At 27.6% G+C, this 15,294-nt stretch carries 14 protein-coding genes and 1 pseudogene; 5 read left to right on the forward strand and 10 right to left on the reverse strand.

The features are described 5' to 3' along the window. Positions 1-21: 21 nt before the first annotated feature. The 3 genes from uvrB to TS70_RS00535 form a co-directional block, all read right to left on the reverse strand. A complete protein-coding gene (gene uvrB, locus TS70_RS00525; protein WP_198049094.1) occupies positions 22-1,986 on the reverse strand; it encodes an excinuclease ABC subunit UvrB in 1,965 nt (654 codons plus the stop codon). Between the two features lie 103 nt (positions 1,987-2,089). Further along, complete coding sequence (locus TS70_RS00530) at positions 2,090-2,494, reverse strand: hypothetical protein (protein ID WP_198049095.1); 405 nt, start codon at positions 2,492-2,494, stop codon at positions 2,090-2,092. Between the two features lie 269 nt (positions 2,495-2,763). Next, complete coding sequence (locus TS70_RS00535; protein ID WP_198049096.1) at positions 2,764-3,120, reverse strand: hypothetical protein; 357 nt, start codon at positions 3,118-3,120, stop codon at positions 2,764-2,766. 69 nt (positions 3,121-3,189) lie between these two features. Here TS70_RS00535 and TS70_RS00540 point away from each other — a divergent pair. Next, positions 3,190-4,025, forward strand: a protein-coding gene (locus tag TS70_RS00540; protein ID WP_105628856.1) for an IS5 family transposase whose coding sequence is annotated in 2 segments (ribosomal slippage) — positions 3,190-3,586 and positions 3,586-4,025 — 837 coding nt in all. Because the reading frame shifts where the segments join, the coding sequence is not laid out codon by codon here. Positions 4,026-4,145: 120 nt separating this feature from the next. On the opposite strand, the gene TS70_RS08240 is transcribed toward TS70_RS00540, so the two are convergent. From TS70_RS08240 to TS70_RS00555, 4 genes are all read right to left on the reverse strand, one after another. Next, positions 4,146-4,676: a lipoprotein gene (locus TS70_RS08240; protein ID WP_198049097.1), complete on the reverse strand. Its 531-nt coding sequence runs from the start codon at positions 4,674-4,676 to the stop codon at positions 4,146-4,148. Between the two features lie 13 nt (positions 4,677-4,689). Then, positions 4,690-5,337, reverse strand: a complete 648-nt coding sequence (locus TS70_RS06930) for a hypothetical protein (RefSeq protein WP_232332192.1) — start codon at positions 5,335-5,337, stop codon at positions 4,690-4,692. A 12-nt stretch (positions 5,338-5,349) separates the two neighbouring features. Next, positions 5,350-6,879 carry a hypothetical protein gene (locus TS70_RS00550; RefSeq protein ID WP_232332193.1) on the reverse strand — a complete coding sequence of 510 codons (1,530 nt, stop codon included), beginning with the start codon at positions 6,877-6,879 and terminating at the stop codon, positions 5,350-5,352. 375 nt (positions 6,880-7,254) lie between these two features. After that, a protein-coding gene (locus tag TS70_RS00555) for an IS5 family transposase (protein ID WP_105628856.1) occupies positions 7,255-8,090 on the reverse strand; the annotation gives its coding sequence in 2 pieces (ribosomal slippage) (positions 7,255-7,694 and positions 7,694-8,090; 837 coding nt in all). Positions 8,091-8,250: 160 nt separating this feature from the next. Between TS70_RS00555 and TS70_RS06935 the strand changes: the two genes are divergently transcribed. Continuing rightward, positions 8,251-8,451: a hypothetical protein gene (locus tag TS70_RS06935; RefSeq protein ID WP_232332194.1), complete on the forward strand. Its 201-nt coding sequence runs from the start codon at positions 8,251-8,253 to the stop codon at positions 8,449-8,451. Positions 8,452-8,477: 26 nt separating this feature from the next. Then, positions 8,478-9,312 (forward strand): annotated as a pseudogene (locus TS70_RS00565) (IS5 family transposase). A 1,270-nt stretch (positions 9,313-10,582) separates the two neighbouring features. Here the strand turns inward: TS70_RS00565 and TS70_RS06940 are convergent. Then, entirely contained in the window at positions 10,583-12,130 is a 1,548-nt protein-coding gene (locus TS70_RS06940) for a hypothetical protein (RefSeq protein ID WP_232332196.1), read from the reverse strand. Positions 12,131-12,410: 280 nt separating this feature from the next. On the opposite strand from TS70_RS06940, the gene TS70_RS00575 reads away from it, so the two are divergent. Next, positions 12,411-13,064 (forward strand): hypothetical protein, encoded by a 654-nt coding sequence (locus TS70_RS00575; RefSeq protein ID WP_198049098.1) that lies wholly within the window; start codon positions 12,411-12,413, stop codon positions 13,062-13,064. A gap of 130 nt (positions 13,065-13,194) precedes the next feature. On the opposite strand, the gene TS70_RS00580 is transcribed toward TS70_RS00575, so the two are convergent. Next, complete coding sequence (locus TS70_RS00580; RefSeq protein ID WP_198049099.1) at positions 13,195-14,223, reverse strand: ribose-phosphate diphosphokinase; 1,029 nt, start codon at positions 14,221-14,223, stop codon at positions 13,195-13,197. A 136-nt stretch (positions 14,224-14,359) separates the two neighbouring features. On the opposite strand from TS70_RS00580, the gene TS70_RS00585 reads away from it, so the two are divergent. Then, entirely contained in the window at positions 14,360-14,587 is a 228-nt protein-coding gene (locus TS70_RS00585) for a NifU family protein (protein ID WP_040094267.1), read from the forward strand. Here the strand turns inward: TS70_RS00585 and TS70_RS06945 are convergent. Beyond that, on the reverse strand, positions 14,580-15,068 hold the full coding sequence (locus tag TS70_RS06945) for a hypothetical protein (protein WP_232332197.1): 489 nt from the start codon (positions 15,066-15,068) through the stop codon (positions 14,580-14,582). The two genes, TS70_RS00585 and TS70_RS06945, sit on opposite strands and share 8 nt — an antisense overlap. Positions 15,069-15,294 lie beyond the last annotated feature (226 nt).

The following is a 15,294-nucleotide window of genomic DNA, read 5'->3' on the forward strand; positions in this document are numbered from 1 at the left end:
GTTTAATACTATCACAAATTTTTATTCTGCCTCAATTTCAATAATAATATCGCGTAATTCTGCTGCTCGTTCAAAGTCAAGTTTCTCACTGGCTTCATACATTTCTTTTCGCAAATCGTGAAGCAATGCTTCTTTTGTTGTTTTATATTCTTTTGATTTTTTATTTTTAATTTTTTGTAATTTATCATCCTGACGTTTAATATTAGTATAATCACGAATGCTTTTAATAATTGTCGTTGGTGTAATATGATATTTTTGATTATACTCGTCTTGAATTCGACGACGACGCGCTGTTTCTGCCATTGCTTTTTCCATTGCATCAGAAACATTATCTGCATATAAAATAACATGCCCACTAGCATTTCGTGCTGCGCGTCCAATTGTTTGAATTAAACTACGTTCATTACGTAAGAAACCTTGTTTATCAGCATCTAAAATACAAATTAGTGATACTTCTGGGATATCAATTCCTTCCCGAATCAAGTTAACACCAACAATACAATCATAAACACCCTTTCGTAAGTCTAATAAAATTTGACTCCGTTCTAATGTTTTTAATTCACTATGTAAATAAGCAACTTTAACATTTTGTTCTTGTAAATAACTTGTTAAATCTTCTGACATTCGAATTGTTAAAGTTGTAATAAATACCCGTTCATTTTTTTCACGGCGACTTTTAACTTGGGCAATAATATCATCGATTTGCCCAACTGTTCCTTTTACCTCAACAGTTGGGTCTAATAAACCAGTTGGTCGAATAATTTGTTCAACTACTTTTTGATTAACTAATGCTAATTCATAATCACTTGGTGTTGCCGAAACATAAATAACATTCTTTAATTTTTGATTAAATTCATCAAAATTTAGCGGGCGATTATCTAGCGCACTTTTTAATCGAAACCCATAATTAACTAGTGTTTCTTTCCGACTGCGATCAGTATTATACATTGCCCGAATTTGGGGTAATGACATATGTGATTCATCAATAATTGTTAAAAAATCATCACCAAAAAAATCAATTAAAGTATATGGAGCTTCCCCTTCACTTCGTAAATCTAAATGCCGTGAGTAATTTTCAATCCCAGAACAAATTCCACTTTCTCGTAACGAATCTAAATCATATTCTGTCCGTTGTTTTAATCGTTGTGTTTCAACAATTTTTCCTTCCTGTTCTAATTCTGCTAGGCGAACTTTTAATTCTGCTTCAATCCGTTTGATTGCTTCTGCTAATCGTTCTGGTGAAGTAATATAATCTTGTGCCGGGAAAATTGTTAAGGTTGATAACCGTTGTGTTACATCACCAGTTAACCCATCAATATATGCTAAGTCTTCAATCTCATCACCAAATAAATCAATCCGAATAAAAGTTTTAATATTTCATCCCGGAACAATTTTAATGACATCTCCTTTTGCACTGAAACTACCTGGAATTAATTCAATATCATTTCGGACATATCCTGAAGATACTAAAAAATTTGCTAACGCTTTTTTACTAATTTTCTGGTTACGATCAACTTGAAAAAAAGATTTTTTATATTCGTTGGGATCTTGGGCCCCATAAATTGCAGCAACCGAAGCAACAACAATTACATCCTTACGCGTTGTTAAAGCATTAAAAGCACTTAGACGCATCATATCTAATTCCATATTTTGACGAGCATCCTTGTCAACATATAAATCCTTGCTAGGAACATATGCTTCTGGTTGATAAAAGTCAAAGTTTGAAACAAAATATTCCACCCGATTTTCCGGAAACATTTCTTTTAATTCAACATATAATTGCATTGCCAATGTTTTGTTATGAGCCATTACTAATGTTGGTTTTTGATAATTTTCAATAACATTTGCCATCGTAAAGGTTTTTCCAGTCCCAGTCGCTCCCAGTAAAACTTGATGTTTTTTACTCGCAAATAAATTTGTTGTTAATTGTTCAATTGCTAATGGTTGGTCACCAGCTGGCAAATAATTAGCGATTAGTTTAAACATTATGACACTCCCCTTATACTGCTCTCTTTTTATTCTACTTTAATTATATCAATCTTCGCTTTAAATATTTTAAAAATAAAAAAAGTAAAATTAATTTTACTTTTTATCCATTCGTAATGTTGGCAACTGGAATATCAACTCCTGCTCAATAAATATCAATTGTTTCATTAGTTGTAAATTTCATAACTTGAATATTCATTTTATAAGTTCCTGTAACTTTACCACCAATTGGCGTGATTGTTACAGCATACTTTCCTTCAACTAAATTACCACCAGCACTACCACCAGCTGGTCGTGCATCAATTGTTGTATTCAAAGTAACACCATTGCAATATTCTCGTGGCATTCATTTTAAAACCGCTGCTTTAACTGCTGTTTCTAAGTCATTTTCTTTATAATTACTATTTAAAAATGATGGTGCTGGAATTTTATTTGAAAACTTTGTTAAGTCTAAGTCAACAACTGGTTTATTTAAAACTCCAACTATAATTTCTAATTTTTTATCCACTGTTGTAGCCGCGCTTTTTGCTGACACAATAACTTTATATGGTTTTACTGTTAATGCTTTTGTATCATCAGTTTCATTTTCAACAGTATATTCAATTTCGGTTTTATCAACTGCTGGAGCAACAAATGATTCAACATAATTTTTAACCGCTGCTTTTAAATCGCTAACCTTGTTACCAACAGTTAAATCAACTGAAAAATATTTTGTTGGAATTGTTTCTAAATTAAACTTAAAGTTAGCTTTATCAACAACATCAACTTTAAAATTACCTAATCCCTGAATTGTTTTAGCGTTTTTTTTGCTTCCAAAGTAAGTTCGTAAGTTCCAACCACTAATTTCCCACCGGCAGTTCCACCACTTGGTCTTGTTTTAACAACTAATTCAACTTCAGCAGGATCAATTTTAATGTTACTTTCTTTATCTAATTCAGCAATAACAACTTTTGTAATATCTGCTTCACTATCATTGGTTGTGAAAAAATCTTTTTTAAGTCACCCAAAATCAACAGCACTTAAATTAGGTAACATTGAATAACCATACTCATGAATTTTTGCTTTGCCACTAATTTGGTAGTAACCCATCAACATTTTTTTTGCAGCAGGACTAACTTTTGCTTTTTTATACATTAGACTTCTTGCGATACCCTTTTTTATTAAAATATTATTATAAAATATAATTTATGAGGACATAAAAATATGAACAATAATAAATTTAATACTCTTAATGATAGAGAATGGTTAAGATTAACAGGAATAAAAAAATCCACTTTTAATAAAATGTTAGATATTTTAAAAGTTGCTGAAATAGAAAAATTTAAAAAAGGTGGTAAAACTAATAAATTATCATTAGAAAATAGATTATTGATGACTTTATTATATTGACGAGAATATCAGACTTATTTTCATCTTGGTAAAAGTTTTGATATTAGTGAGGCTAATTGTTATCGTAATATTAAGTGAATTGAAGATATTTTAATTAAAAACTCTGATTTTCAACAACTTGCTGGTAAAAAAGCACTAATAAATGATTATTTTAATGATAAAACTATTATTATTGATGCTACCGAAACTCCAATCCAACGCCCAAAAAAAGACAAAAACAATCTTATTCTGGTAAAAAGAAAAAACACACGATCAAAACACAAGTAATTATCGAACAAGAAACCAAAAAAATTATTGCAACAAGTTTTTCGCTCGGAAAAAAACATGATTATGCTTTATTTAAAGAATCAAAAATCCCAATTTTAAAAAATACCAAATTAATAGTTGATAGTGGTTATCAAGGAATACAAAAAAATCACAATAATGTTCTAATACCTACAAAGAAAACAAAGAAAAACCCTTTAAACAAAGAACAAAAGCAATATAATAGACTAGTTTCAAAAATGAGAATTATTATTGAAAATATTTTTGCTATTCTTAAAAAATTTAAAATTATTACAGAAAAATATCGTAATCGAAGAAAAAGATTTGGTTTAAGATTTAATTTAATTGCCTCAATTTATAATTTACAATTATTATATTTAACATAAAATATTTATTTAAAATTAAATAATTTAAATAATAAATTAATTTTTCGTTGTGGAAAAATATTAAATTTTTAAATAAAAAACATAATTAATTAAAATTATATTTTTCTATTAGTATCTTTTTTACAAATATTTGCAATTTTTTAACAAGTAATGCAAGAAGTCTATTGTATCATCAATAAAATCTGATGTTGGCACCAAACTTTGTGCGGTCTGAAATAATGTTCCGTTTTTATTGGGCATAATTCTCGCAACAGTACCATTAACTCCCGAAGGTTTATCCTTACTATTTCCTAATAAAGTAACAGTATATAACACCACCGCTAGTGAATTAACGGCTGTTGTTCCTTGGTCATTGTTTATTCATGGATTTAATGAAGGATCCTCTAACGAAGGATAACGCTCTCATTGGTTCTGTAAAATATCTTGATAATTATAATAAAACTTACTGTCAGCAGCAGAAGTACCTTTAATATATAAAACATTATACATTAAAAAGTTATTAACAGCATTGATAACTGCTGGTGCCGCTGTCTTCGCAACTTGATTATTACCAGGAAAATCACCAAGATTGTTTGTCTTGCAACCAACAACATTAACTCCAACTGCTGCTGACAATGAAAAAGTTGTTAGTAATGATAATAATTTTTTCATTTATTGGTCCTCCTTAATCAATTGAATTTCGTTCCATTTTTTTAATTTGTCTTTTACTTAATTTTGTATAAGAATATTTTTCACTAATATTTGTAAACAATATTTCATTAACTTTTGCCTTGATTTCTTTTTTCTGCTCTTTTGTTAAAATCAATAACACACTTCTTTTATGAGCATACTCTGCTGTACTTTCAACTTGTGTCATTGCTTTATAAATAACACTCATTCGACGTGTTCCATAATGAGCACGCAAGAACCGAACATGTAATGTCGCTAATGTTATAACAATCATAATAATAGCCATTGCTAATAAGACTAAACAGTTTTTAATAATATCTGCTTGATAGTATCATAATTGTCCCGCCCCTGATGCAATTCCATAAAAAATATTTCCCATATTATGCATTGCATAAGTGAGTGGCATAATATTTGATAATGCATTGTAGAATGAATTTGACATAAATGCTGGGAATAAAATTCATCCACAAGCAAAATTAAACATTAGAACAACCATATTTAATACCCGTGAAGAAACTTCATCAGGAATGGATAACCATATCCCACCAACAATAAAGGTAAAGATAAACCCAACATAAAGTGAGAATAAATATAGTAACCAAAATGCTGATCCTAACTGTCAAAATCCAATTGGCAATAACATTAATAATAAAATTTAGACTTGAATAAACATATTAACTTGTAAAATTAGCATTTTAGATAAATAATGTTGATAAAATCTAGTATTAGGTGTCCGTGACCGGCGATTATAAATAATTGTTGAAGCAAAGATTCCAATGAAAGTTGCAATTAAAATAAATGCTTCTCCTAACCCAATTCCATATTGACTATATTGTTTTCCAACTAAAGTATATGGCATTTTAAAAATATTTATTAAATTAGAACCTGTTTCAGTAAAGCTTTTTGATGCTGCTGAAAATTCAGTATAATTCATTTCCTTACGATTAAATTTAACTTGATGGGTTATAAGATCAATGTCAAATGCCGAATTTGGTTTTGGATTGTTAATTTGAAATAAGTCATTAACAATTGGCATTAATGAAATTGGTTGAATTCCCGTTAAGAAGCGATAAATTTCATCAGCAATTTTTGAACTAATATAGTTTCCTGAAATTGCAACATCTAAAATATTTTTTAAAGCAATTGCTCTTTTTTGGACTGGGATATAATCACTTAATTTAACTGGGCGTCCAGCAATAACCATTGGTGGAACCAATGATGGATCAATGAATTCAAATAGAAAGCGATTAATATCAGCTTCTTGAATTGTTCGATCATTAGGATTTGTTGAATTTGGTGGATAATAACTAAACATTGTAAACAAAGTTGTAGCCATTAACTGTGGTAAAATTTGAGCACTTAATGCTTTTGTTAAATTTCCATAAAAATTACTAATCATCCCACTTGCAAAATTCTGGCGAAATGTTCCTCAAAAAGTAATTCTGTTTTGAACAAATCAACGTAATTCCTTAATAATAATACCATTTAATTCTGTTGCTGGTAAAACATGTGTTGGGTCACCGTCTTTGCAAACATTGTTACTATCAAAACCATCAGAGCAAGCATAATTTGCTTTATTCATGTTGGCAATTAATGAAGCTAAATATTGTGTAAATCCTTGTGGAATTCGGATTTGAACTCAATATTTACTATCTAATTCACTAACATTTTGCCCTGAATAGCGAACATAATCTCCTTCAACTTTTCCAACTTTTAATTCATAAGTAAAACGATTAGTGTCAGCATTGTAAAAATTTAATTTTGTTACAGCTTCATCAGAAATACTTGTATAATAACCTATTTTCCCAACCATTTTTGCTTGTGAAGTACAATCTGCTTGATTATTAACAGTATAATCAAATGAAATTCCTTCTGCATTTAATAATGAATCAGTCCCATCAGCTGATGGTGGCAAGTTTTTATCATCTTTATAAATCATACAAACATTAGCATCTTGATTAACAATTGCCATTGGTATTCTTTGCAAATTTTGATACGGATTAAAGAAGGCTCAAATATAGAAAAATCCATAAATAAAGGTCATAAAACAACCAACAATTGCGATTACTTTATTAAATGGCTTTTCAACAAAAAAGGCACGTAATTCGTTTTTTAAAATATCACTGAATTTTGGTTTAATATCCGTGTTATTCTTTTTATTTATTTTGTACTCGTCGTTTTTCATCACTAAGCCTCCTAATCTATTCCTTCGCGGTTATCATCATAAACATAATTTGTTTTTAATTTAACTAATTCCGCATTATATTTTGCAAATTTAAATTTATTAGTAATTTTATCTTTTTGCTGTTCAATAATTGAACGTAATTCATCTTCTAGATTTTCAATTTGGTGATTAATATCTTCAATCTTAGTATTAATCTTATGAATTCTAATATTAGACTTCTTGCATTACTTGTTAAAAAATTGCAAATATTTGTAAAAAAGATACTAATAGAAAAATATAATTTTAATTAATTATGTTTTTTATTTAAAAATTTAATATTTTTCCACAACGAAAAATTAATTTATTATTTAAATTATTTAATTTTAAATAAATATTTTATGTTAAATATAATAATTGTAAATTATAAATTGAGGCAATTAAATTAAATCTTAAACCAAATCTTTTTCTTCGATTACGATATTTTTCTGTAATAATTTTAAATTTTTTAAGAATAGCAAAAATATTTTCAATAATAATTCTCATTTTTGAAACTAGTCTATTATATTGCTTTTGTTCTTTGTTTAAAGGGTTTTTCTTTGTTTTCTTTGTAGGTATTAGAACATTATTGTGATTTTTTTGTATTCCTTGATAACCACTATCAACTATTAATTTGGTATTTTTTAAAATTGGGATTTTTGATTCTTTAAATAAAGCATAATCATGTTTTTTTCCGAGCGAAAAACTTGTTGCAATAATTTTTTTGGTTTCTTGTTCGATAATTACTTGTGTTTTGATCGTGTGTTTTTTCTTTTTACCAGAATAAGATTGTTTTTGTCTTTTTTTGGGCGTTGGATTGGAGTTTCGGTAGCATCAATAATAATAGTTTTATCATTAAAATAATCATTTATTAGTGCTTTTTTACCAGCAAGTTGTTGAAAATCAGAGTTTTTAATTAAAATATCTTCAATTCACTTAATATTACGATAACAATTAGCCTCACTAATATCAAAACTTTTACCAAGATGAAAATAAGTCTGATATTCTCGTCAATATAATAAAGTCATCAATAATCTATTTTCTAATGATAATTTATTAGTTTTACCACCTTTTTTAAATTTTTCTATTTCAGCAACTTTTAAAATATCTAACATTTTATTAAAAGTGGATTTTTTTATTCCTGTTAATCTTAACCATTCTCTATCATTAAGAGTATTAAATTTATTATTGTTCATATTTTTATGTCCTCATAAATTATATTTTATAATAATATTTTAATAAAAAAGGGTATCGCAAGAAGTCTAATATAATCTAGAAAAAGAACATTTAAATCATTTAAAACAAACAAAACCAGAATCAAGAATAGTTGCAATTTGCCAAGAAAAATTATTAATATTGGCAAATGATATTAAAGATTTAGAGGCAAATAAAACCCAAGTTAATCATCATATTGAAGACCGTATTGCTAAATTAAAACGTCAATTAGAAGAATTAAATGCTGAAAAAGATAAAAATTATAAGTTATCGAAAATTACAAAAGATGAAATATACAATAGACTTCTTGCGATACCCTTTTTTATTAAAATATTATTATAAAATATAATTTATGAGGACATAAAAATATGAACAATAATAAATTTAATACTCTTAATGATAGAGAATGGTTAAGATTAACAGGAATAAAAAAATCCACTTTTAATAAAATGTTAGATATTTTAAAAGTTGCTGAAATAGAAAAATTTAAAAAAGGTGGTAAAACTAATAAATTATCATTAGAAAATAGATTATTGATGACTTTATTATATTGACGAGAATATCAGACTTATTTTCATCTTGGTAAAAGTTTTGATATTAGTGAGGCTAATTGTTATCGTAATATTAAGTGAATTGAAGATATTTTAATTAAAAACTCTGATTTTCAACAACTTGCTGGTAAAAAAGCACTAATAAATGATTATTTTAATGATAAAACTATTATTATTGATGCTACCGAAACTCCAATCCAACGCCCAAAAAAAGACAAAAACAATCTTATTCTGGTAAAAAGAAAAAACACACGATCAAAACACAAGTAATTATCGAACAAGAAACCAAAAAAATTATTGCAACAAGTTTTTCGCTCGGAAAAAACATGATTATGCTTTATTTAAAGAATCAAAAATCCCAATTTTAAAAAATACCAAATTAATAGTTGATAGTGGTTATCAAGGAATACAAAAAAATCACAATAATGTTCTAATACCTACAAAGAAAACAAAGAAAAACCCTTTAAACAAAGAACAAAAGCAATATAATAGACTAGTTTCAAAAATGAGAATTATTATTGAAAATATTTTTGCTATTCTTAAAAAATTTAAAATTATTACAGAAAAATATCGTAATCGAAGAAAAAGATTTGGTTTAAGATTTAATTTAATTGCCTCAATTTATAATTTACAATTATTATATTTAACATAAAATATTTATTTAAAATTAAATAATTTAAATAATAAATTAATTTTTCGTTGTGGAAAAATATTAAATTTTTAAATAAAAAACATAATTAATTAAAATTATATTTTTCTATTAGTATCTTTTTTACAAATATTTGCAATTTTTTAACAAGTAATGCAAGAAGTCTATTGAANAATTAATTTATTATTTTTTTTATCACGTGGGTTATCAAAAACTGTTTTCTTTGTATTACTGTTTAACTCATCAATTTTATTTTGAATATATGTTAATTGTTGTCGTAAAGTATATACTTTTCGTAATTTTAGCTTTGAACTATTGTCATTAATTGTTCGTGTTGCAAAATTATATTCGTCTTTTAAATTATCAAATTGTTCACGTAATTTTAGAATACGTTCATAATTTGGATTAGTTTTCAGCATTTCAATTTCTTTTCGTGCTGCCTTAATTTTTTCGCCTAAAGTTTCTAATTTTTCTTTTAATCTTTGTGATTTACGAATATCATAACTATCATTTGTAATTTCAGCTTTTTGAACTAAAATAACATATTTTTGCTTAATTATTTCAAAACGGTTTCGATACATTTCAATCATTGCTTCTAATTTTTTAATTCGAACAACAACAGGATCTTTATACAATGAATTAATTTTATCTTCTAAATCTTTAATTTTTTGTTCACGATGTTTTTCATCAATATATTTTTTAATTAATAAAGCATATTCAACACTTAAATTGTTAATAACACGACGACTTCTAACAAATTCTTTTGTTGCATCAATATTATCCATTGTTTCATAAATTTCTTTTAAGCTAAATGTTCCAAACATTTCAATTCGACGATAAATATATGCCGTTCCTAAACCAATTCCTAAAAAGACTGCTAGAAAAATTAGTAATGCTCCAAAACACCCTAAAATTTCATTGTTATACATGCTAATAATTCCCTCGTTAGATGCAATTCCATAGACAATATTACTCATTCCAAAAATCGTATATTTAAATGGCACAATATAACTAATTGCTTGGAAAAAGCCATTTTGTAAAATAACTGGGAAACTTCCTCCCCCGGCCGTTAAATTAAAGACAGTATAGATAATAGATAAGAATCGTCCGACATTATCATCTGGCATTGAGTACCAGAGCGCCTGGGTTATTGTTGTTAAGACGGTCGCGGTGACAATCATCCACATCAGCATATAAACAATTGGTGATCCTAATTTTCCATAACCAACAGCTAATAATCCTAAGAATAACAATAGCGTTTGGGCATAGGAAGTTATCAACATTGTAAATCATTTTGAAAAATAGTGTTGATATCATTTTGCATTAGGCGTATAACTTTTTTACGATAAATAAATGTTTGCGTAATAGCTCCAATTCACAATGAAATTGAAATAAAATATAATCCTAATCCATATCCATAAGTTCCAAATTCATAACCTTGGATATGTTTATTAACACTAGTTGATTTTGATACATTATTTAAAAAATATTGAGTTACAGATAATAATTTTGTTTTATAATCTGAAAAGTAAACACGTTGTTCTCATCTTGGGTCATTATCTTTTGGGCTTCCTAAATCAGGAAACATAATTTGAAAAGCAAGCGGTAAAATATCCGCCATTTTTAATTCAATAATCCCACCAACAGAAATCATAACATCGTTTTTAATATGACCAAACATTTTGTTAACGGATTCATATAATTTAGGGTTATTTTGTTTTAGATGTTGTAACGCTTTATATAAGTTTGATGGCTCATTTGGTTTTGGTCCCTGACATACTTTCCCATCACAATCATATGTGCTAATGTTTTGAACAACAGCCATGATAAAATTATACATATTTTTGGGGATAATATAATACTCACCAAAATGAGAGCTCCCACCACCATTTGAACTTTCACCATGATCTTGTCGTGATGCTAATCAAAACATTGTTTCTGGTGCTAATGTTGCTAGAATACTACTAGCTAAACTTCCAAAACCCGCTTGTAACATATTCATCATATTACCAATCATAAAACTATGTTCATATGTCGCTCAAAATTTCATTTTATTAGCACTGAAATAATCCATTGTTTTAAAGAAATCGTTTTCATCATCATCAGTAAAATTTGGTTCACCAATTTGAGCTAATCCACGCATTAATTTATAAGTATTTAAAGAATAATCAGTTGGAATTTTTAGTTGCACTCAGTATTTACTATTTGGAGTAAAACTAGTTTCTGTCTCTTTTAAATATTTAATTGTTGTTGCAATATCACCAATTGATGTTGTTAAAGTTTTTGAATTTTCATCATATTTGTTATTATTAGTAATAACACTATCAACCAATGAAGAATAACGATAATTAAGTTCATACTTATTTGGATCAAATCCTTCACTTTGGTATCATTTGCTTGCTTGCCCATTACATTCTTCTGAGCTTTTTGCTTCTAAATAACCAACTTTAACTGCATTGTCAATAAATTCAGTTCCACCTTTACTATTAACATAAGCAACACAAGTTGCATCATCACGGTTTACAATTGCCATTGGTACTTTTGAAATATTAGCAACTGGATCTCAAACTCCAGTAATACAAATAATTCCATACAAAAAAGACATAAAACAAATTAATAAAAATCGCAGCAAATGTTTTTTATCACGGGCAATAGAATTATATAATTCTGTTTTAAAAATTCCCCCAAATGTTGCACGTCCATATTTAATGTTATCCGTAGTTTGTTTTTTCTCAGATTTAGGATTAACAATTTCATTTTGATCAGGCGAAGCGTTTGGATCAATATCTTCACTAAGATCTTTTTCAGTATCTTTATTCATGTTAAAATAACCCCTCTTAAATAATTACACTCATTTATTAATATTAACATAAAAGGAGGTATTAATCAATATAAAAAATTGACTAAAATAATACACGATGTAAAAATAAATTGCAAGAAATTTTTCTTTTATTTTTTAAAATTTGTAAATAAATTTTAATTTTTTGGCATTGTTAAATGTAACAACATTTAAAAAACAATTTTAAAAAATTCTTATAAAGCATACCAGATTGTTAAAAAATATGGTATCGTAAAAATATATGTAAAAAATGAGGAACAAAATGAGTACAAACAAATTAACAACAACTTCAACCCTATCACAACAAAAAAAATATACTGTAGAAAATCAAAAGATTTTAAATGAACTATTAGCAATGCGCTTAAATGCACCAACGATTGAAAGATTATTACGTTTTAAAAAAGGACTAACACAAGATCAAAAACAACTCCTTTTATCAATTACAAAAAATTTAACTCCCGGTCAAACTTTGGAATTGCCAAAAACACCAAAACAAATTACAATCAAAAAAACTAATAATAAAAAAGAAGGAAAAATTGTTGCAATTAAACCACAGCAAGTTAAACCGCCTTCACAATTAGAGTATATTAATGAACAGAAACATAAACGAATTACACAAAAAATTAAAAAAACTAACTATGCCGGTCGTACAATTTCAAAGCAAGAAAGTATTCATCAAGCACCAACTAAAAAGGAAGCAAAACAACCAAACAAAACAGAAACTAACAAAGCAAAAAGCATTAATTTGAAAAAGAAGGAAGTAAAAATAAAACAACCAAACAATAGTAAAAAATATCAAATCACAAATAATGGCCCCTTCTTTGATTATGATCCAGGTTATGTGCGACAATATAGTCGTACAACATTATCATTTTTAGTTAGAGCAAATTACAAAACTTGAAATAAAGTAAAATAACAAAATATAGTAGGTTTTAGAAAACTACTATATTAAAATTAAAAAGTTTAAGGTCTATTTTTTAATTAACCTTAAACTTTTTTAATAACTATTTTAGTATCTTATTTTTATTTAATATATTAAATGACTGTTATTTTATTCCTTTAATTTTTTCTACTAATTTTTTAATTTTTTCATTACATTGTAGATAAACATCAGATAAACTACGTTTTTCAATCATTGCTTTAATCATTTGTGAAATTAAGCTAGCAATTGAAATAACTTCTAACCCATCAAAGAGACGGTCACTATTAATATCAATTGTATTCGTAACAATAACTTTTTTGACAGTTCCATTATTGATGATTTCAGTTAATCGTTCTTTTGCTGGTGGTGAAAAAACACCATGACAAGCTAATAAGTATACTTCTTTTGCACAATTTTCTTTTAAAGCTTTAGCGGCATTGCAAATTGTTCCTGCTGTATCAATCATATCATCAACAATAAAACAAATTCGATCTTTAACATCTCCCAACACAAATTGAACTTCACTAACATTTGGTTTTGGGCGACGTTTATCAATTACCGCAATATTCCCGGCCAAACTCCCTAACCGATTAGCAACGTCACGAGCACGAACTAATCCACCATGGTCTGGTGAAACAATTGTTACTTCTTCAGTAATATGATCTTCTTCGAATTTACGAATAATTGTTGTTGCTAATTCTTGTGTTGAACGTAAATCGTCAACAGGAACATCAAAAAATCCCATTGATTGTGGTGAATGTAAATCAACAGTCATCACTCTTGTTGCCCCTGCTGTTGTTAACATATTAGCAACTAACTTACAAGTAATTGGTTGACGGCCACGCGCTTTACGGTCTTGTCGCGCATAACCAAAATAAGGAATAATCACATTAATGCTTTGTGCACTTCCGCGTTTTAAAGCATCAATTGCAATTAATAACTCCATCAAATTTTCATTAACTGGCCATGATGTTGATTGAATAATGTAAACATCTTTGCCACGAACTGAATTCATTGCTCGTACTAGAATTTCTCCATCAGCAAAACGAATAGTTTCCATTTCTTCTCTTTTAACACCTAACATATTACAAATTTCATCTGCTAACTTAACTCCAGCAGACAGGCCATATATACTAAAACTCTTTTCTTCCATTAGTCCTCCTATAAAATTTTGGTATGAGATAAAAATTCAAATTGAATCCTTACTTAATTATATACTTATCCATAATAAATTAAACAATCTTTTATTAGAAAATAATAATGATATAATAAATAATGAAGGTGATAAAATGACACAAACAAGTCAAGCAAAAGATATTATCGATAATCTTCGCCCCTATATTAACCAAGATGGTGGGGACATTGAATTTGTCGAAGTTAAAGATAATGTTGTTTATGTTCGAATAGCTGGGGCATGTGTTGGCTGCGAATTAATTGATTCAACAATTAAAGATGGCGTTGAACAAATTGTTAAACAAGAAATGCCTGACATTAAAGCAGTGGAAGTTATTATGTAACTTCTTTTTTTGTTTGTAAATATTCTTGTAAGACAATTTTTTGATCAACCCGTTCTGGAACAACCATTCCTACTAATTCCGCTAATTTTACTTCCACTTGTTTTGGATAATAATACTCACCACTAATAAATTTAGCAGTAAAATAAACAAGAATAATTAATCCAAAACAACTAAGGGCACATCCTAAATATAAAAATAAAATAACAGTTTTTAGTGTTTTTAAAAATGCATCGTTTTCAACAAATGGTAAATTTCAATTTATCGCTAAATTATTAAAAATACCAAAATGATTGTCAGCAAAAACACGAATTAAAAACTGAACTAAAAAAGTCATCAAAGAATTTAGTGCCGAAAAACAACCAGTTACCGGTCGGTTTCGAATCCGATAATTCCACATAATTGCTAAGGAAAACAAAACCCCAAATAATACTCCTAAAGCAAAACCATTTAAAACTTGCAATCCCAACAAAACTTCTGGCACTGAAATTGTTGCGGCTAAAATGAAATATACTCCTCAAATAGCAAATGCTAATATTAGTGAATTTTTAATTCCAACCTTTTTAACAAAAAAAATGATATATTAATGCGGCACCAACAATTTGTGCAATTCACCAAATTTCTTGCACAGAATGAAGATATTGTTCGACAATTATTTTGTTATGGTACTTAACCCAAGCTTCTTGAGCTAATAATAAGTTTAAAAAATC

It is taken from the genome of Spiroplasma sp. hyd1, assembly GCF_016082235.1.
In the GTDB taxonomy this organism is placed as follows: domain Bacteria; phylum Bacillota_I; class Bacilli_A; order Mycoplasmatales; family Mycoplasmataceae; genus Spiroplasma; species Spiroplasma poulsonii.